Annotated in this window: 15 protein-coding genes; 3 read left to right on the top strand and 12 right to left on the bottom strand. The window is 43.0% G+C overall.

The genetic code is table 11. From position 1 onward, the window contains the following. Positions 1 to 493 precede the first annotated feature (493 nt). Positions 494 to 1,750: an FAD-dependent hydroxylase gene (locus AC5JM2_RS29980; RefSeq protein WP_495838854.1), complete on the bottom strand. Its 1,257-nt coding sequence runs from the start codon at positions 1,748 to 1,750 to the stop codon at positions 494 to 496. Positions 1,751 to 2,456: 706 nt separating this feature from the next. On the opposite strand from AC5JM2_RS29980, the gene AC5JM2_RS29985 reads away from it, so the two are divergent. After that, positions 2,457 to 2,753, top strand: a complete 297-nt coding sequence (locus tag AC5JM2_RS29985; RefSeq protein ID WP_495838856.1) for a hypothetical protein — start codon at positions 2,457 to 2,459, stop codon at positions 2,751 to 2,753. A 557-nt stretch (positions 2,754 to 3,310) separates the two neighbouring features. On the opposite strand, the gene AC5JM2_RS29990 is transcribed toward AC5JM2_RS29985, so the two are convergent. After that, positions 3,311 to 4,066, bottom strand: coding sequence for a YebC/PmpR family DNA-binding transcriptional regulator (locus AC5JM2_RS29990; protein ID WP_495838858.1), 756 nt, complete (start codon positions 4,064 to 4,066; stop codon positions 3,311 to 3,313). A gap of 220 nt (positions 4,067 to 4,286) precedes the next feature. Continuing rightward, positions 4,287 to 4,937, bottom strand: a complete 651-nt coding sequence (locus AC5JM2_RS29995) for a GntR family transcriptional regulator (RefSeq protein ID WP_495838860.1) — start codon at positions 4,935 to 4,937, stop codon at positions 4,287 to 4,289. A gap of 338 nt (positions 4,938 to 5,275) precedes the next feature. On the opposite strand from AC5JM2_RS29995, the gene AC5JM2_RS30000 reads away from it, so the two are divergent. Then, positions 5,276 to 6,511: an MFS transporter gene (locus AC5JM2_RS30000; protein ID WP_495838862.1), complete on the top strand. Its 1,236-nt coding sequence runs from the start codon at positions 5,276 to 5,278 to the stop codon at positions 6,509 to 6,511. A 165-nt stretch (positions 6,512 to 6,676) separates the two neighbouring features. Here the strand turns inward: AC5JM2_RS30000 and AC5JM2_RS30005 are convergent, their stop codons facing one another. After that, positions 6,677 to 7,162: a gluconokinase gene (locus AC5JM2_RS30005; RefSeq protein WP_495838864.1), complete on the bottom strand. Its 486-nt coding sequence runs from the start codon at positions 7,160 to 7,162 to the stop codon at positions 6,677 to 6,679. 227 nt (positions 7,163 to 7,389) lie between these two features. Then, positions 7,390 to 8,733 (bottom strand): 3-isopropylmalate dehydratase large subunit, encoded by a 1,344-nt coding sequence (locus tag AC5JM2_RS30010; RefSeq protein WP_495838866.1) that lies wholly within the window; start codon positions 8,731 to 8,733, stop codon positions 7,390 to 7,392. A gap of 146 nt (positions 8,734 to 8,879) precedes the next feature. Between AC5JM2_RS30010 and AC5JM2_RS30015 the strand changes: the two genes are divergently transcribed. Continuing rightward, entirely contained in the window at positions 8,880 to 10,211 is a 1,332-nt protein-coding gene (locus AC5JM2_RS30015) for a hypothetical protein (protein ID WP_495838867.1), read from the top strand. A gap of 460 nt (positions 10,212 to 10,671) precedes the next feature. Here the strand turns inward: AC5JM2_RS30015 and psaI are convergent, their stop codons facing one another. The 7 genes from psaI to AC5JM2_RS30050 all read right to left on the bottom strand — a co-directional run bounded on the left by psaI (position 10,672) and on the right by AC5JM2_RS30050 (position 18,326). Beyond that, the gene (gene psaI / locus AC5JM2_RS30020; protein WP_495838869.1) at positions 10,672 to 10,818 is read right to left on the bottom strand and encodes a photosystem I reaction center subunit VIII; all 147 of its coding nucleotides are present in this window, start codon (positions 10,816 to 10,818) and stop codon (positions 10,672 to 10,674) included. 113 nt (positions 10,819 to 10,931) lie between these two features. After that, a complete protein-coding gene (locus AC5JM2_RS30025; protein ID WP_495838870.1) occupies positions 10,932 to 13,331 on the bottom strand; it encodes a hypothetical protein in 2,400 nt (799 codons plus the stop codon). 189 nt (positions 13,332 to 13,520) lie between these two features. Beyond that, positions 13,521 to 13,727 carry a hypothetical protein gene (locus AC5JM2_RS30030; protein WP_495838872.1) on the bottom strand — a complete coding sequence of 69 codons (207 nt, stop codon included), beginning with the start codon at positions 13,725 to 13,727 and terminating at the stop codon, positions 13,521 to 13,523. Positions 13,728 to 13,908: 181 nt separating this feature from the next. Continuing rightward, positions 13,909 to 14,154, bottom strand: a complete 246-nt coding sequence (locus AC5JM2_RS30035) for a hypothetical protein (protein ID WP_495838874.1) — start codon at positions 14,152 to 14,154, stop codon at positions 13,909 to 13,911. 2 nt (positions 14,155 to 14,156) lie between these two features. Further along, positions 14,157 to 15,203, bottom strand: a complete 1,047-nt coding sequence (locus AC5JM2_RS30040; protein ID WP_495838876.1) for a hypothetical protein — start codon at positions 15,201 to 15,203, stop codon at positions 14,157 to 14,159. Positions 15,204 to 15,222: 19 nt separating this feature from the next. Next, positions 15,223 to 15,999 carry an RNA polymerase sigma factor SigF gene (locus AC5JM2_RS30045; protein WP_495838878.1) on the bottom strand — a complete coding sequence of 259 codons (777 nt, stop codon included), beginning with the start codon at positions 15,997 to 15,999 and terminating at the stop codon, positions 15,223 to 15,225. A gap of 1,493 nt (positions 16,000 to 17,492) precedes the next feature. Next, the gene (locus tag AC5JM2_RS30050; protein WP_495838880.1) at positions 17,493 to 18,326 is read right to left on the bottom strand and encodes a photosystem II manganese-stabilizing polypeptide; all 834 of its coding nucleotides are present in this window, start codon (positions 18,324 to 18,326) and stop codon (positions 17,493 to 17,495) included. Positions 18,327 to 19,384: the final 1,058 nt, after the last annotated feature.

Consider the following 19,384-nt stretch of genomic DNA (forward strand, 5'->3'; position numbering starts at 1 on the left):
ACTTAATGACTAATGACAGTCTGAATTAGTTAACTTTATTACTGATACAAACTCTTTCAAAATATGATAACGTTATAAATAATACAAAAATGACAAGCAGAAAGCCATCAATTGTTATAATCTTGAATCAACCTATAGTTCTATCTTTATCCCTCTAACGAGAGATGTCAAAATAGCACAAATAGCCTTTTAAATATTTTTTGATCAGAGTATTAAAAAAAGAGTTAGTGACTCATAACTGAGCGATCATTTTTGCATGATTCTCTTTGCGTTTGTCTTTGTTTTATCTCAAGACAAATGGTGATAGCAATCTTGAATGATGGAAGTGCCCATCCATAAAACAAGACGAGTCGTGTGAGTATTTTGCTCCCAATTTTTAACCAAAATTGGCTAAAAGCTCATACCCACAAATTTAAACATTTGGGATGCTGGCTGAATGATTCTTAAGAGCGAACAGGGAACAGGGAACAAAAAACAGCAAATAACCAGTTCTTTAATGCTGTGCTAATTTGGGAGTCTTCCCCTTCAAACCAATCATCAACTTGAGAGCAAATACTTTTACCATAGGTACTCGCTGCATTATCCATAAGCCAAGACGACGAACTATCACAACTGGCAAAATGTTGTTAGAAAACATGCGGTCTAATAAATCAGTAAAACCTAAAATTGTCAAGTTCTCCCGCTTGCGCCAGCGTTCGTAACGTTTGAGAATTTGAATGTTGCCGATATCTTCACCTTGAGCATCCGCTTCTTGCAACACTTGCGCCAAAGCAGCCACATCGCGAATTCCTAAATTCAAACCTTGTCCGCCTACAGGATGGCAATTGTGTGCAGCATCGCCAATTAAAGCGAGTCGGTGGAGAACATAGCGATCGCTCTGCATAAGTTGTACCTGAAAAATAAAGCGATCGCCCAACAATTCCAACTTGCCCATCTGGTTCCCATAACGCGCTTGTAATTCTGTTAAAAATTGCTCATCATCCAAGGTGCATAAAGCTTTTGCTTCTTCATGGGGGGCAGTCCACACAATTCGGCAACGGTTTCTTGGCAAAGGTAAAATTGCAAACGGACCACTAGACCAAAATTTTTCGTATGCTGTGTTGTTGTGGGGTTTTTCTGGTTTGACAAAAGCAACAATACAAGATTGCCAATACTTCCAGCCACGGGTTTTAATTCCAGCAGCTTCACGGATACGGGAACGCGATCCATCTGCGGCTACAATTAATTTGCTGCGAACCGTCTGCATCTGGTCTGCTATTTTAACATCCATCGTCACCACATCCTGCTGATACTGGATATTAACCACTTGGGCAGGACACAGATATGTGACGTTGGGACAATTTTTGACAAATTCCTGTAAGGGATGCAACAGTGCTTGATGTTCTGCCACATAACCTAAATCTTTTGTATTTATATCCTTTGTTTCCCATTCCACCACATTGGGGTAATCAGCATCACAAAGACGTACACGGCGGAAAGTCTCGATGTTGGGCAATATTTTGTTCCAAACTCCAATTCCTTGGAAAATCAACGCCGAAAGCATATGCACCGCATAAGCTTGTCCTTTGGCTACAGCCGCTGATTCTACTTTTGCTTCCACCAGCAGCACGCTGAATCCAGAATCTTTTAGGGCAGAGGCTAGGGTTAAGCCAACAATCCCACCGCCGACGATGACTAAATCATAATCATATCCCCGCGTCTGTGTCGGTGTTTGGGGAGGGTTAAGGGTTTGAAGCTGCGCTTGCGCCATTGTTAAGATAAGTTACAGCGTTTTCATTCTTATTTTGACGCAAACGGGCTAGGAAGAGCAAGTTGAGGAGATGTCAGTCCCGAATTACCAGAATAATAATTATTTTTGAACTGCAGAGGCGCAGAGAATACAGAGAGAAGAGGTAGTGGAAAGGGCGCAAAACACAACGCCAAAACCCACAACTACACCAGAACGTTTCCATCTCCTTGCGGAGAAGAGGTAATGGAAAGGTTCACTTCTGGAAACCTTACTGGGTAGGACTTTCAGACCCCCCAATCGACGCATCTCGACAAAGTGATTAAACTCTCTCAAAAATAAATCAATTTTGGTGTCTGAAAAGCTTACTGGGTAAACCATCGACGCATCTCAACGGAATAATGGGGTTTTCAAGGTTCGGGCGAGATGCGTCGATAAACGTCACACACACTCCATAAACCATAAGAGCATTATCGTGTGACCGTCAACTTTTGGTATAGAAACTTAATTGGGTGTTTGAGAGAGAAAAAATCTATGACCGAATCAGTTATCAGTTATCACTGTTTACTGTTCACTGTTAAGGTTCAACACTACAAATAAAAATACTCGCCATTCTAAACAGCGAGCAAAAGCTTGATGAGCATGAGGATATATAGTTTTGACGAGATGCTTGCCTGATTAAGCCCCCTTATTAACTATTATTTATTGAGCAGGAGAAGGTGAAGCAGGTGTGGATGGAGTGGTAGAAGGTGATGCTGTGGGTGTACTACCTGTAGGTGTTTTGCTTGTAGGTGTTTTGGTAGAGCTAGAAGTGGGAGTCCTTTTTTTCGTAGTTCTCTTCTTTTTAGTCGTGGAGGGTTTCATAGTACCACCAGGCTTGGTAGTTGTACCAGGAGTCGTTGTAGGTGATGTCGTTGTGGCGGGAGAAGACATTGTTCCCTGTGCGTGTACAGCAGGTGCAGTTAGGGCTACAGGAGCAGCAACCACAAGAGACAGAAGTAAAGCTTTTGTAATCTTGTTCATGTGAAACTTTTATCACTCAAGAATCAACCATTCAACTATCCCAAGAAGATATGACATTGTAGTGTTATTGATATGGAGTTTTTGTGTAAATTTTTGCCTTTTTTAGGTTAACTGGATAACAGATTAGGTTACTTTAGTCAACTCTTTTATAAATACAAAAAACCCCGCTGGAGCTTGAGGAACGCAACGGGGTTAGATTCTGTTATGTGTGTCGAGGAGGAGGAATAGGAATTGGGAAGATCCCAAATGTGTAAGTTATATCAAACTCAGATTACGTTTAATTTGGTCGAGCTACTTAATTTTTCTCAAAAAATCAATAATCTAAGTATTTCATACAGTTATGTCAGTCTCATGTTCTTGACGTGGAGTTTTTGTGTCGATTTTTGCAGGTTTGACATCTCTAATTCCAAAATTATCATTACAGCCAAAAGTTGCAAGCTGACAGTATTTTTTCATCTCATAAATTAACAATTAGATCTTCTAAGCATTGTATTGTTCAGTATTTTATGTGTTCTAATTGTAACGCTTTTAAAATTTTTAAGTGAGATTTAATATCAAATTTCAAGCCATCACAGCCATCAATTCTTCTGACATATCAAAATTAGAAGTAACATTTTGTACATCATCTAAACCTTCTAAAGTATCAATTAACTTCAGAAGTGAGCGTGCCTGATCTGGAGCAGTCACTTCTACATTGTTACCAGAAATCCAGCGTAGTTCGGCATCACTCACCTCAAAACCCTTTTGTTTGAGAGTTTGACTCAGGTTCTCTAAATTAACCACTTCAGTAAATACCTCAGCAATTTGCTCTTCACTCATTTCATAAAACTCAGCACTTCCTTCAACAGATGCTTCTAAAAGCTGTTCTTCATCGACGATTCTTTCTACAGTACAAACGCCTTTTTGGGAAAACATCCAGCTGACACAACCTGTTTCACCGAGGTTACCACCATTTTTACTAAAAGCAACACGTAAGTCTGCAGCAGTACGATTACGATTATCTGTCAAGGCTTCAATGAGGATAGCAACTCCTCCAGGACCGTAACCTTCGTAACGGATTGCTTCTAAACTAGAGGAATCACCTGAGAGTGTACCTCCACCCTTGGCGATCGCTCTTTCTATGTTCTCATTTGGAAGACCCGCCGCTTTTGCTTTTTCTATTGCGGTACGCAGTTGAAAATTTCCCGCTGGATCTGGAACCCCACTTCTCGCCGCCACAATAATAGCACGGGACCACTGGGTAAAAGTCTTACCCTTTTTTGCATCCACAACTGCTTTTTGGCGTTTAATATTTGCCCACTTACTGTGTCCTGCCATATTCGGAACTTAACAATACTATCTACTCACCAGATACGATATAGCTAGATTCTAGCTTTTACATGCTTTAGTTCCGTTTTCCTTTGTCTGAGATTTCAAAATTTATCCCCACCTAGGGAAAGGGGAAAGGGGAAAGGTTAAAGCCAAAGGGATTAAAAAACCTTCCCCTATTCCCTGTTGCCTGTTAAGCGTTGCCTATTCCCTGTTCCCTGTTTTCTATTCACAAAGGAAAAGCTGCCTCTTGTGTCTCAGGCGTTAACACAGTCGTCTGTGCATGTTGGCGAAGTAACTCTGCTGCGGTGTTTCCATCGCCCTGCACGAATGCGTTAATGATTTCCTGATGTTCCTTTACAAAACACAGCGGATCAATTTTATTTTGGCTCAATTCTAAATTAATGCGAGTCCAAGCTTCAAAATTTAATGAATCCCACGTGTGCAATAAGACACTATTACCTGATGTCTCAACAATAAGTCGATGAAACACTGCATTTTGCCGTGCCAGTAGCTTCAAGTCCTTTGCTAAAGCTGCATCTCGAAATATCACTTGCACAGTCTGAAGTGGTTGGGGGTTGTTGTGAAACTTAGGCGCTGATAACCGTGCTGCCAATGCTTCGAGTTCTCCTCGAACTTGATAAGACTCCTGCATCTCATGCAAACTCACCTCCCGCACTCGTGTTCCCCGGTAGGGTTGACTATCCACCAGCCGCATCGCTTCTAGTTCGCGCAGTGCTTCCCGAACTGGTGCTTGACTTGTCTCCATATCTTTAGCAATCTGTAATTCTACCAATCGCTTACCAGGTTCATAAGTGCCGTTAAGGATGCGCTCTATGAGTACCTGCTTGACGCGATCGCTCATGCATTCACGCTTCATTTTCATCTTCCAACTTTTTTCTCTTCTCTTCTCTACTTGACTTTGATTATAGATTATCGATAAATTTAAGTGAAGTTAGCGATTATCGATAATCTTTCAGAAAAAAAGCATCACGATATGTACAGAAGATGACCAAAACTAACCCCTACACCGTTCGGCGCGAGCGCTCACCTTGGCGTTGCCCTTACACCCTTTAAATCTATAAAATTCCTATTTGATTTTTGCAAAGCTTCGTACAGTTTATGTTCTCTGTTGCCTGTTGCCTGTTGCCTGTTGCCTGTTCCCTACCTCAACTAGTTCATAAACCAAACCAGATTCCTATACAAATTTATACGTAAATGGAGTTATCTCCTGTGAAAGATGTTAATCAGTATTCCAAGAGTGCATCTACTCATAGAACTAGCCAAAACCCTTTAGGGCGTGGTTTAGTCTTGATAATGGCAATAACCTGTGGAACTGTCGTCGCTAACTTATATTACAACCAACCTCTGTTGGCTGTGATTGCCCAAAACCTTCAAGCTTCTAACCATGCGACAGGGTGGATTCCCATGTTGACTCAAATTGGTTATGCTGTAGGGCTTTTCCTCCTCGTTCCACTGGGCGACTTGATGGAGAGGCGGAGGTTGATTTTGATGATGCTGGTGTTTACATCTGTAGCATTGGGAGCAGCAGCAGCATCACTCAACCTTGCTTGGTTGCTAGTGGCGAGTTTGGCGATCGGCATAACGAGTGTTTCGGCTCAGCTGATAATTCCTTTTGCAGCACAACTGGCAAAACCAGAACAGAGAGGAAGAATTGTTGGTACGGTGATGAGTGGGGTGTTGATAGGAATTCTTTTGGCTAGAACGGTGAGCGGCTTTGTGGGAGCAAGTCTCGGCTGGCGGGCGATGTATTGGCTCGCGAGTGGGTTGATGATTGTTCTGGCTGTTGTCCTATCACAAATGCTGCCAAAAAGTCAACCGTCGCTGCGAGTTTCTTATCCTCAATTGGTTGGATCTTTATTCAAGTTGATACAACAGCAGCCTATCTTACGTGAAGCATCTCTTGCAGGGGCGATGTCCTTTGGAGCCTTCAGTGCTTTTTGGAGTACTCTTGTTTTCTTTTTGGCACAGCCACCTTATCACTACGGTAGTGAAGTGACGGGGTTGTTTGGGTTGGTTGGTGTGGTAGGAGCAGCAGCGGCTCCTGTTGCAGGTAAGATAGCAGATAAAAGGAATCCCAAGATAACTGTGGCGTTTGGTCTTTCGATTACAACCTTGTCATTTCTCATTTTGTGGGTGTTTGGTTACCACATCCTGGGGCTAATTATCGGGGTTATTCTTCTGGACTTGGGTGCGCAAAGCACACATATTTCCAACCAGGCAAGAATTTTCAGTTTACCCTTAGAGTTTCACAGCCGTTTGAATGCGCTTTATATGACCTTTTCCTTTATGGGAGGAGCGTTGGGTTCGTTCCTTGGTGCATATGCTTGGAGTCGTTGGCAATGGCATGGGGTTTGTGCGATCGCACTGCTGATGCTAGGAGTGGCTTTTGTTACGTTTATTAAGCGGCGGCGTCAACAACTAGGGGTGTAAGGGGATAGGGGTGTAATACCGTTTCACTTTAAGGTTGATACAAATGGGGAGCAGGGGGCAGGGAGCAGGGAGCAGGGGGAAAGAATTAGAAACCAAGCATTTGTATCAGGGATTTCGTGAAATGGTGTAAGGGATACAATTAGTGAGGGCTTAGGGGCGAAGAAGCTAAATCCCCAAACTCACTCTAATCTTCTGCACAATCACCTCTGTTGGATCTGCAACATCTACTGTAATCGCACCAGATGGCTCCTCAAGAGTATCAAACTGAGTTTTAAGAAGTTTTTCACCCATAAAGTGACCATGACGCATCTGTAGCCGCTTTTGAATCAACTCAAATGATCCTTTAAGATAAACCACAATTACGCGTTTCTCATCCAAAACCAAAACCTCGCGATAGCTGGCTTTCAGCGCAGAACACGCCAGCACCATATTTTTATTCTCTTGCAACCACTGCTGTATCGCCTGTTGCAACGCCAGTAGCCAAGGCACCCTATCTAAATCATTTAGGGGAATGCCATGCCGCATTTTCTCAATATTTTCTGGCGAGTGAAAAGCATCAGCATCGCTAAATCCAGCGTGTAAAGAGTCTGCCAACAGTTGCCCAATGCTGGATTTACCAGAACCAGAGACACCCATTACGAGAATTATCATCTCAGTGGAATCAATTAAGTGGATTGGGAGGTGACGGGAGTGAAAGAGTTAAGGATTTTTTTGGAGATTTCACACGTGTAGAGACGTTGCCCTCCGGGTTCGCCAGTCGCCTGCGGAGGGAAACCCTCCCGCAGCGCTGGACTCACATGCAACGTCTCTACAGAGGTTATGGTTCTTGCAAATTATCTTAATCAGCAACCGTATTGTCCTACTGTCCCCTTGTCCTCTTACAAAAACTCACGCGGATCTGTCACATACCCAGTGATTGCGGAAGCTGCAGCGGTGAAGGGAGAAGCAAGATAAATTCCCGCTTCTTTATGCCCCATTCGTCCGGGGAAGTTGCGGTTGGTGGTGGAAACACAGATTTCTGGCTCATTCATCCGCCCAAAGGTGTCTTTGGGACCACCTAAGCAAGCAGCACAGGAAGGCGCAGCAGGTTCAATGCAACCAGCTTCTAAGAAAATTTCTGAGAGGGTTTGCTCTTGGTACTTGATTTTAAACAAATCTTCGTAAACTTTTTGGGTAGCAGGGACTATGTAAGTCGGAACCTTCACCTTATGACCTTTGAGAACTTGTGCTGCATGGAAAAAGTCTTCTGTTTTTCCACCCGTGCAGGAACCGATATAAGCTCGGTTAATCTTGACATCGCTGCACTCTCGTGCTGTAGCACGGTTATCAGGGGAGTGAGGTTGGGCAACAACTGGTTCTAGTTTGGAAACATCGTAGTGATGCTCACTGTAGAACTTGGCATCTGAGTCTGTGTATACTGCCTCAAAAGGTTTGTTGGTACGCGCCCGTACATACTCAAACGTGGTTTCGTCAGGAGCAATGGTACCATTTTTGCCACCAGCTTCAATGACCATGTTGCACAAAGTCATCCGTTCTTCCATCGTCATTCGTTCGACGGCTTCTCCTGTAAATTCCATCGTCCGATAAGTTGCGCCAGCAACACTGATATCCCCAATAATTTGTAAAATCAGGTCTTTGGCTAACAAGTAAGGAGGCATTTCACCATCCAACACAAAACGCATGGTGGCAGGAACTTTGATCAGTAGCTTGCCAGTCCCCATAATAAAACCAGCATCTGTGTTACCGATACCAGTCGCAAATTGACCGAAAGCACCAGCGTTACAGGTGTGGGAGTCAGTACCAAATAAGACTTCGCCTGGGCGGGTGTGACCTTCTTGGGCTAGGGCGACGTGGCAAACACCTTTGTAATCTGGGTTGGCTTTAAAGTTGCTAAGGTCAGTAATATCGTAAAAGTATTTTATACCTTGTTGTTTTGCAAAATCACGTAAAATATCAACGTTGCGGTTAGCGCGTGCATCAGCCGTGAAAATATAATGGTCGGGAATTAACACGATTTTTTCAGAATCCCAGACTTTGGCGTCAGCACCAAATTCGCGTTGGAAAACGCCAATGGTTCCAGGTCCACAAACGTCATGTGTCATCAAAACATCAACATTAACCCAGATATTTTCCCCCGGTTCGACTACCGAACGACCGGAAGCTTTCGCCAAAATTTTTTCTACAAGGGTCATGCCCATAGCGATCGCGTTCTTTTTGTGCAAGGGTACAAATTCTATGCTACATGGCTGGCCGTCTGTCAATCAAATTTTGACACGTAAATGTCCGAATATATCCTGCAATAGCCAAATGCAGAAATTCTCTGCTAACGTCTAACGTACAACAACAATCGAGTCCGAGAGATTAACTTGTGGATGTTATATTAGAGCGATCGCACCAACTCAAACAAGACGTCACTGATTTTGTCTATGACGCTGAAGGCGAACTTGCACAAGCATTGGAAAGCTATGCTGCGCTCAAGTCACGTCGTGGAAGCGGTGATAATTTTCAACAAGAACTGATTATTGACTCATTCATTACAGAAGGGCAAGTTGGTGACTCCTCGCCCTTAGACTTGTTTCTCCAAAGCGATCAAGAGTTGTCTGAGCTTGATCGTGAACTTATCAAAAGTTGGCATCGCAGTTTTAGTGGCTTATTTGCGATTACAAAAATCTTACCTGATGGCTTTGAATTAAGGAACTGGTTGACAGACAAATACTACACTGTCAAGCCAAACACCTCCCAGAAACTAAACGAAATGTCTCGGTTGAAAGAAGGAGAAATTTTACTGACTCGTATTTCTCCTGTGACTGACAGTTACTGGACTTTCTTCAGTTCCTACACACAGATGGGTAAACTGGGGAAACCAAAACTAGCAGTAGCTATTGGTAATTTTAAAGATAATTACAAAGACAATCTTTATGGTGATGCTCCAGACTTGCTAGAAGAAGCTTGGCAATCTGTAGGAATCTATCATCAGCAGTTTATAGAGTTTTTTGGTACTGATGAAGTCACACTTCCAGGATACCAACTCAACAAAAAGATTGGTGAATTCCAAGAAATATTAACGAAGAAACGTTTGGAAGAAGCAGGGATTGATCCTTCCAAATCATTAGGAGATGTCGCACAAGAAGCTGGTTTAGGAGAAGAAGAAATCAAAGCAGTTGCAGAAGAATTTGGTGCTGACTCTCAAGCGGTGTCACAAATGTTTGAGAAGAAAAACAGCAGTAGTAAAATGGTGATGCCAAAAGTCGATTTACCTGCTGAACTGAAAAAAGCAGAACAGGTGACAGCTATGTCTCATCCCCGATGGGGACAGATGTTTCTGCCAACCTATTCTAAAATCAAAACAATATTAGAAGCAGATGATTGGCAAAGTGTAGAAGGTGCTGAAAAACTGATTCGTTTTTATCTAGAAGATAAAAGTATTAATGCTTTCATTTGGCATCGCTTAGCCCAGGAGTATCCAACGCAGTTAGAAAAAGTACTACAAACGTTTCTTAAACGACCAAATTTTCAACTTTCAAATGACTTGGATACACTCTTGCAAGAATACAACAAACCCATAGAGCCAGAGTTACCAGAAATTGCCAGCGTACCAATACACCTGCATAATTTATTCCAAGAAGCTTTGATGGAAGTTAGTAAATCTAAGCCCAAAGGGAAAAGTCAAAAACAAACAACTAAGGGCTTTGGAAAGTGAATCAATTTTGGATTTTGGATTTTAGATTTTGGATTTTAGATTTACTCCATGCATGAATCCAGGGGCAACAAGATAGAATTTTGGATTTTGGATTTTGCGAAAAGCTTTGATGCCGCAGGCATCAAAGCTTTTGAAGACGGATTTATTCCACGAATTAATTCGGGGGCTACCCTACGGGAACGCTACGCGAACAGACCGGTTTAAATTTGGTGAGAGTTTCCATAGGTTCCAAAAAAACAACTGCCTCCCTGAGGGAAGCAGTTTTTAAAAACCTACAAAGTGTTGTAACCTTGGTACAGTCAAGTTATTGAACACCCTTTCAACCAAGTTTCTTGCGTAGCAAACAGAGGCGAAAAGGGTGGTGTTTTTGGTAATCTCTATGGCACTCACCACCAAATCAAGGACGTTTTATTCCAGATGGAGGGGTAGGAGTGCCAAAGAATGAAGTCGGCTAACGAATTTAGACAATATCTTCGCGTTCTATGTATACCGTCAGAAACGCAAAAACTATAGTTGGAATAACCCAACCAATGACTGGAACAAAGATGGAAGACAAATATGAAGCTGGGTACGTAAGGATGAGAGGTAAAAATGAAGCTGTGTACATAAAATATTCCTATCAAATCAAACGACAATTCAAAATGAGCTTACTGCAAATCTTGCATGATTTTTCAAATTCTAAAGATTTTTAACACAGCAGCTTGCAATAAAGTTGATTGTTCATACACCGAAAACTTCGTTGAGCTGCAAGCGAGCTAAGTCTGGAGGCATTACACTCCGCAGGATAGAGACTTTGTGGCTTTCTTGCTGAGTCACCTTGTCCACAGCGATCGCCTCCAAGCGAATTTCCAAACACCCAAAAGGAACCCTCAGATGAGTGATTTCTTCCAAAACTCCAGTAGGGTTAAGCCGTAAATTTGTTAACCAACGCGGTTCACCTATCAACCCACGAGTTTGGCAATCCGAAATCCATAACTTCACAGCCACTTGAGAACTGACTGGCGCTAACTGGACGCGTATCCTCACAAATTTTCCAGAGATGAGTTCGTCTGATGACAAATGCAGTTGCGGGACTGGTAGTGGTTCCGTGATTTCTGATAAGACTGGTAAGCTAACAGATACATTGGATACTGATTCTTCTTTTTGTTTGGAAGGTTGATTTTTGAAAGTCTGTGGTTCGATTTCATCGAATATATCTTCGACAACTATTTCGTGTACCAACCTAGCCGACAATACTCTGCCATCAGGGGAGTGAGAGAGTGAGGGAGTGGGGGAAAATAAATATCCTTCCTTCCCTCCTTCCCTCTTTCCCTTCTTCCCTCCTTCCTTCTCTCCCTCCCTAGTATTGTCCTGTAGATCCTCAGCATCTCCATGTTTGTGTGTTTTTTTGTTAACCTCATCAGACATCTGATCTTGACTGGCGACAATATAAATATCGTCGTCTTGGTTGTGCAAATTAATCGGTTCAGGCAAGGAATACCCTTGAGTATGCATCCACTTTCTAATTAAGGGGGATATGTTGGCGCTACCTGTGGTGATCAGTTGCGAATTATGGGGAATGACTAATTGGACAAACGTGTCTTGGGGTTGTGCGTTGTCTTTTGCTGCAACGTTTGCTGCATCTTCATCAAAAGATGAAATCTGAGATTGTGTTTGTTCTACAACTGATTTCGCGGCATCCTCGTTATGAATCTCAGTTGTATCCTGCTGTTCGTCAACTGGCTCATAACGCATGATGCCTTTTGTTTCATTCTGGGATGTTTTGAGTCGTCTGAGATAGGGTAAAGTTGTCTCCATCCTGATGACTTTACTTGTTATCTCCCTGTCTGACTCCAAGTTTGGAGATGCTTCGCAAACAGCAGCAGAACTAATCATCCGATTTTGATGCTGAACAAAGCTTGGTAGTTGAGGCGAAATCGCTGCTGATTTAAGACGACGTAATGGCGGATCAATTTTCGGTGGCAAAGATTTTTTGGGAGATGGCTGCAACAGATGTGATTTCGCTTTTTTTGGCGTTTTTGCTAAATTGAAAAGTTGCAAATCTAGAGGTGTGGATAGTTTTTTGGCAACTGACGTCGCCAGTGTTGTAGAAGATACTGATTGATGTTCTATCGTATCTAGTTCATTTTTTTTGGCTGTGGCGCTGATTGCCAGTAATTCTGTGACATCTGCTGTCATTGTGAAAAACTGGTTAGTTAATAGTGTGGCTTTACCATCAACCGTAAGGATGCCATGTAAACTGATTTCTCCCAAAATCAGCTTGGATTCACAACCAGGGGGAACCTCTATAGAACATCTGATCGGAAATGGTATTAACTTTTCGCTTAAGGATTGCCGCACTCGCCTGATGATTTTAGAATCTTGGGGTGAGCGCAGTTCTATTCTGATTTCTCCTGCATAGACTTTTTCATAATTTGATCTTAGGCTCAAATCTAAATTCGTCGTTTCTTTTTGCTCCACACGTCCATTGATTGTGAGAGTTTGCCCCCAAGGAACAGTGTAAAAATCTTCCTGAAGTTTCAACACTAGCGGTGGTTCTAGCGTCTGATCTGAAAAATCCTCAATTCCTGCTGCCAATTGAGAATCAGGTAAAGCAATCTCTATTAAGTTTTGTAAAATTTCCGATGTTTTCTCACCTTTGAGCCAAACTGGGCTAATCGGTTGCGAAATCATCGCTTCTTCAAGCAATTCATCGCTAAAGACAGGAAATTCCTCCTTATCGACTGTTGACAATCGAATGTCCTCCTGTTGTCGTCCCACCTCTATAACTACTATAGGTAGAACTTTCAACTGGATACAATGTTGCCAAGGTTGATCGACAAAGTGCGACATCAACTCACCCCAACAACATAACTCCCAAACTCCTGGCTTGAGATAACTAAAGGGGAGAACTGCGATTAAGCCTTCAGAGTTTGTACAACGCGATCGCTTTTGAATTCGCCGCTTCGGTGGAAACTCCATCGTTGAACTATGGGTGATCTGCACTTGCAAATCAGTGTTAATCAGGTCAGAGCGAGCTAAAATTCTATACCGACCTTCTACAATTTCTATATTTGGGGATTCTATGGGACTCCAAGAGCGATCGCCCTGTTTCTGTATCAGAAATTGCCAGTGTTTCATGTTGAGTGATGCCCAGACTGTAGAGATGCGCTGGTTATACTAGGATTATCTTGCTTGCCAGTTTAACTCAGTAATTTCAAAAGTCATCACCTGATTATCTTGTTTTAATTCAAACACTCACAAAGTTGAGATTACGTGTGGGAAGCTGCTGGCTTAACTATCAGAATCGTGGGCTTTCACTCACTTGACTTATCGCACTTTACCAAGGCGAGTAAAACGAATTTCAATGCGTCGCCGTGTCGCATCTGGCTGACGCTGGTTGTTCGGAATTGAGGCAAATTCGCCATCCGGTAATATTAACTGCGCCGCCGAATAGGGGCGAAACTGAATTCTTCGCGTTTTACGCTGCTGGTTGTGGATTTTACGCAGTTCTTTCACTACCGCCAGGGAACGCATTAGTCCCAAGTCAGCGTTAGAACCAGCATTCAGATTATTTACTGAACCGTTAGAATCCTGTGAGTCTACACGCTATAGAGCGCATTTCCTCAACAAAAAAATCGAATTTTTGGGTGGAGAAACCTCAACCCAAAAATTCTTAAACATAGACATATTTACTAAAATTTCTTGTGACAATTCCTTAAGCAACGTAGCGATCGCGATAATAAGTCAAAATTTGCTGTACGCGTTGCCTACTTTGTGCGCCACACTCAGGCGTATACGAAATCCATAAACCAGCAATTTGGCTTTGATTGTAATCAAATTGTTGAGAAGTTTGAGGAATTAAACTCACTTCTACTCCTTCTACCTGACACAAATGAGCTGCTATCTCTCGATAGACTGCTAAAGGTAAACCAGCAAATTCAATTGTTTCTTTTGTCTCCATCTTTAAGTATCTTCCTCTGGAACAGGGTTTTGGGGTAGCGCTGTGTTAGAAACAGGATTTTCCCCAGAAGCAGTAGGTGAGGTTTGAGTAGTAAGTCCTTGCCCTACCATTTTCGCAACCTCAATACCATATTGTTCCAGAATCACGACAGGTTCGGAGCCTTGATTTATTTCAATACGTTTAATCAGCACTCCGTTTGCCAACTGCTGTCCAGCGTGTACATACTGACTTGTAGGTTCATTTGGTACTTTGATAATTGCTTGGGGTTCTTTACCAATGAGAAGAACACCAGAAACAACTACTGCTTTGGCTAACTCTGGTTGTGGTGGTGTTACAGATGCTAAGGCAGGGTTAGGGATAGCTTGCGGTGGTGTTACAGATGCTAAGGCAGAGTTAGGGACAGCTTGCGGTAAAACTTTTGGCAGCACACGAGTTAAGGCACGGTTGGGTTTAATTTTATTATGAGATACACGCGCCACTGGCGGTGCTGAGTTATGCTTAATCACTTTTTTGGGCACTGCACTTTGGGCGAGGCTGTTGCCGCCGCCTTGGGCGATCGCTTTTTTGTTAATTGTGTGTTTTTCTTGATTTAGCTTTTGTTGGTTTAAAGGATTTTTACTTATAGCAGTTATGACGCTGTGCGGTTTACTCTTAGGTGTGCTTATAGGAGGTAACTTAAGAACAGGTTTTGCTTGTGCAGGCTGATTTGTGACTTTGATGGAATCAGGAACCACAATTCTTGCAAACGGATCATTGCGACCTTTTGATACGACACTTACCCGTTTTGTAGAATCGATTGGTTGAATCAAGTTAGCAGTTGTGGTGGAGGTAACTGGCGGAGTTTGTTTGGTAAGAACCTCTGGGTTCTTGAAGGGTTGATTTGTTACTTTTTCGTTAGATACGCCTGGGTTTTTGAACGGCTCTCTTGCTGCTGGTGTGTAGGTGGGGGTAGGATGACTAGATTGTTCACTTTCTGAGGAACAAGAGGCGATCGCCAAAGTCGCCAAAGTCAGAATCGCTGCGATTACAATTTTTGAATTTCTGCCCATGAACTGTTCTCAAAAGCCGTTAATCTTCTGCCACATACATTAAGTGTTTCAGCAAGTCTAGCCCTTTCCTCAGCCTACGAGAGACCGTAACTACACTTATACCAAGGCGTTCTGCCGCTTGTTTTTGCGTCAAATCATCCAAAAAAACAAATTCCAAGACTTGGCGGGTGGGTTGTTCCAACTGCATCAATGCTTGTTGGATACGAATTTGCTCTTCTTGGGCTAGTTGAAAGCTGTAGTAGCGGTTGTCTGGAACAAGATCTCCCAATAAAGTTGCACCATTCTCTCCATTTTGCACTGGTACATCAAGGCTTAAGGGGGCGCGGTTAGCCCACGCTAATTTAATTTCCCGCCATTCATCAGGAGAAATTTCCAATGCTGCTGCTAACTCAGAGTCAGTAGGTTGGCGATTATATTTTTCCCTTAATGAACGCGAAACTCTTATTGCTTGCTGTTGCAGCGCAAACCAGCGTCGAGGAATTCGCACGGTGACTCCTTTATCTCGAAGATAATGTTGTATTTCACCGCGAATATAGGGGATAGCAAAGGAACTTAAAGCATACCCCTTGGAAATTTCAAATCTTTCTATCGCTCTAATCAAACCCAAACAACCTACTTGGAGCAAGTCCTCGTAGCTTTCATGACATTGATTCATCCAGTAATGGGCTTCTTTTCTGACAAGTCCAAAATTAAGTTTCACCAATTGATTGCGAAAGTCAGGTGAGCCAGATACCTGATATTCTCGCAACAACTGCCAAATCTCATGCTTGAGTTCGTTGGTGACTGTGATTGGCATAACATCGCATTTCTTGGTCAAACAAACAAAGAAATACTCACTTTTAAACCAAGCTGCGATTGCAGTTATATGTCAGATTTTTTGCAGCATACCCATTGGAAGATCAACGTCCGCACAATATAACGGCTCTGTTTTGAATACAGTACAATCTGCCCCTAATCCTAGTAGTCTGCCAAGGTAACAATGCTTGGTTAATAGCAGCAAGAAAAATCTCTTTCTCCCCCTGCTTCCTCTGCTTCCCCTGCCTCCCCTGCTTGCCTTAACCCGGCAATTTTGGGTTGGTCGAGTACTAGGAGGAAACCTTGAGTTCGTTAACCCTCCCCGTTGTAGCAGGTGGCGTGAAGATACCTAGTAGGGCGACTGGGGTTTTGTACTTTATCCAACTCAGAAACGCTAGAGACACACGAACGCCTTATAGATGCCTTTGTGGAAGGCAGCGAACTTACACCAAATACAGGGGATGTCCGAAACCTACATAACACACAAGCTCCAATGGCAGATAAAAAACTTTGTGCTCAAACCAGCTACCACAACTCAATTGACAATGCAGCTTAATTTAAATTGGAGGGGTTCTTTTATTTTTTATACCAATCCGCCTTCTAAAACGTAATTTAGATTTTGCCAATACTCTTAAAATTGAGATATTTAAGGCATTTCAGTTTTACAGTTTAGATTGCAATTTGGTATTAATTAACTTTCTGATATATCCTGTGACTTTCCGAAAACCACATAGAAATAAAATAAAAAATTATCACTCAATAATAAACCGTAATTCTACTGAATTATAGTCGTGAATACATCGGAGATGATGGGAGAAAAAGAATATATACCACAAAGAAAAACAGATTCTAACAGGGATAATACTTAACTTTGAAAGACATGATCAGCTCTGGCGCCAAAAGATCATATTTATTAGTGAAGCAAGTCAACAGTTTTGCAGATCCGTTAACGAATACGGCTGGATATTTAATTTTTTGGATTTCCCCTAGTAAGCGCATCAGCTTATCAAATTAACTTTACAATTCATAATCTAAATTTCAAATAATCAAAGATATTTACATGCTCAAATAAAAAGCGCCATACACCCGCTTGATCAAATCCGGAAAAACTGCGGTGCCCAACGGGGGAGCCAGATGCCTGCGGTAGGGTTACCCTCCCGCACTTGGTGTTGTCGTCACCTCCTGCGCCGTGCTCGACTCACGTTATTACAACTGACGGGTTCTAAGTCCCTGTTGTTGGCGGAAAAATCGCCAAAACTGTCAACTGCTATACAAAAATCACCCAACCGGAGAGCTACTTTGCTGTAGCCTGAGCGAACTATACACGGCAGTTCAACAAGAGTGGCTCACAATCTTGGTGGGGCGATTTTTCCTCTCGCTTGTGTAGATTTTTCGCGATTTTTACCCAACCGACAGAGGTAACTCCGAAACCTCCTTCCAGAAATTCTCCTGTTAAGAGGGTAAGAAGTTACCTCTTAGGTTTATCAGAACAATCTAGACTTGAGCAGGTTCTACACGAGCGTAGAACAAACCACGAATTTTGACTTCCTCAGGCTCTTTCGCGCCTAAGTCGGTATCTGAAGGCTGTTCGCTCTCGAAAGTGCCTGCAATTTCACCAGTAGAGCTATCTACTTTCGCTATTTGTAGAAAAATTTTGCCATTGAGAACATCACCTCGCTTAACGTTGGCGTTAATGAGTTTTTGATTATCAGATCCGGCAGGGAGAGCCACCGCGTTATCATACCCACTGGTAACACCGCGACCTTTGGGGTCGAGGAAGGCAGAACCTCGATAGGAGGGGACTTTGAAGGAACCTTCAAAGTCCGTTGAGGTGTTAATGCTGGTCAAGCCAGGTTGTGTTTGAGCCACTAAGCCTTTGAGACTAAACAGGAAAGGTATGCTTTCACCGCCAGGCAGTTTGACTGTAATAGCTTGAAAGTCAAAGCCATCTTGTTCCACAAAGGTGAGGCTTTGATCTGGATTGATTTTGAGATCGCCACTAATTTGATCCAAGGAGTAGGTGCGGCGAGTCAACAATTTGCCAGCAACATATTCTGCTCGTTGCCGTTTATTAAGGGGTTCTTCTTTCACAAAGTATTGGGTTGGCTCTAAGCACAGTTCTTTTATGGCGTAAGACTGGCTACTATCTATGGGGATAAAACCACGACTTGTTTCTGCCAGTTGGGGGCATTTGACAGCCAAGCCGGTGCCTTTAATCTGGTCGTAGGTTAGGAACTCTGTACTACTCGATGATGGACCTTCACTACAAGCAGTAACTAAACCCAAGCATAAAGCCAAGAGTGCAACAATTAAAGCGCGAAACCTCATGGTTAACCTCAATGTCAAAAATTAATATTTAACTTGTAAAACTGCGCCCAAGCTTTGGTAAGCCCAAGCCGTGACTTAAACTTATCAGGAGTTATGCGTTTTTAAACGTGTTGCCTCCTTTAGCCCAAGCTTTAAACCTCAAACTACCCAAGCCACTGCATCTGTAGGGATACGTGGTTACAGGATGGTCAAAGAATAAGCAGTTTTACATACAGCCCATTGTTTTATGGGAAAATCAGCTGATCATCAGCCAGATCATACGATTTTTTTTAACTCAAAATCAAAGCTTTCTGATGTTTACTAACAAAGCGGGATCGCAAGTAGCGATCAGCAGGAGGCTTTAGCTTGTGCGTATCGCCGTTCGCGTTCGCCTTTGGCGTGGCGAAGCCTCAGCGTGTCCGTTCGGCTTCGCCGTGCCCGCAATGAGCGCAGCCGTGGCGTTAGCCATAGGGCTCAGGACTCCAGCAGCGGCAACAGTCTCGCCCGTGTCACGCCCAGAGGCTTGCGCAATACCTCGTTGCTTTTTTATCTGAGTCGTCAGAACTTCAACTGTTGCTCTACAGGTAGTTTTATGATTTTAAGTATTTATTAATACATGGTAAAAAGCTACAAATGTGCTTCATATATGAAATCCATAAGCTATGATTAAACAGGTCGTTAACAGCCATTGGTAATATAGATTTCTCAAATATATATAGGACTCGTATTTGATTTTTGACGAAGCTAGGTACACTTTTATTGCTTCTTAAGCGTTAAGCGTTAAGCGTTAAGCGTCTCTACTTTGTGATTCACCCTATGGCTAACGCCACGCCTTACGGTGAGACCAGCGCTCTTGGTAGGGTTTCCCTCGTGCCGGCTCTGGCGTATGCGCTTTGCGCACGCCCAGAGGTCTAAAGCGCAGCGAGACCGGAGGTCTTCCCCGGAGGGCTATCGGGGAGAACCTATGCCCTGCGGGCACGCTGCGATAGCCGTAAGGCGTGGCGTTAGCCATAGAGCGGTTCCACTAGCCCCTAAGGGGGCCGGAGCTAACGCGCTCCGCCAGATGCCTCTGTCGGGAA

The organism is Brasilonema angustatum (assembly GCF_059505445.1).

Coding starts and splice junctions, on each gene's coding strand:
- AC5JM2_RS29980 (WP_495838854.1), bottom strand. CDS start 1,750: ATGGCGCAAGCGCAGCTTCAAACCCTTAACCCTCCCCAAACACCGACA.
- AC5JM2_RS29990 (WP_495838858.1), bottom strand. CDS start 4,066: ATGGCAGGACACAGTAAGTGGGCAAATATTAAACGCCAAAAAGCAGTT.
- AC5JM2_RS29995 (WP_495838860.1), bottom strand. CDS start 4,937: ATGAAGCGTGAATGCATGAGCGATCGCGTCAAGCAGGTACTCATAGAG.
- AC5JM2_RS30000 (WP_495838862.1), top strand. CDS start 5,276: ATGGAGTTATCTCCTGTGAAAGATGTTAATCAGTATTCCAAGAGTGCA.
- AC5JM2_RS30005 (WP_495838864.1), bottom strand. CDS start 7,162: ATGATAATTCTCGTAATGGGTGTCTCTGGTTCTGGTAAATCCAGCATT.
- psaI (WP_495838869.1), bottom strand. CDS start 10,818: ATGTACACAGCTTCATTTTTACCTCTCATCCTTACGTACCCAGCTTCA.
- AC5JM2_RS30025 (WP_495838870.1), bottom strand. CDS start 13,331: ATGAAACACTGGCAATTTCTGATACAGAAACAGGGCGATCGCTCTTGG.
- AC5JM2_RS30030 (WP_495838872.1), bottom strand. CDS start 13,727: ATGCGTTCCCTGGCGGTAGTGAAAGAACTGCGTAAAATCCACAACCAG.
- AC5JM2_RS30035 (WP_495838874.1), bottom strand. CDS start 14,154: ATGGAGACAAAAGAAACAATTGAATTTGCTGGTTTACCTTTAGCAGTC.
- AC5JM2_RS30040 (WP_495838876.1), bottom strand. CDS start 15,203: ATGGGCAGAAATTCAAAAATTGTAATCGCAGCGATTCTGACTTTGGCG.
- AC5JM2_RS30045 (WP_495838878.1), bottom strand. CDS start 15,999: ATGCCAATCACAGTCACCAACGAACTCAAGCATGAGATTTGGCAGTTG.
- AC5JM2_RS30050 (WP_495838880.1), bottom strand. CDS start 18,326: ATGAGGTTTCGCGCTTTAATTGTTGCACTCTTGGCTTTATGCTTGGGT.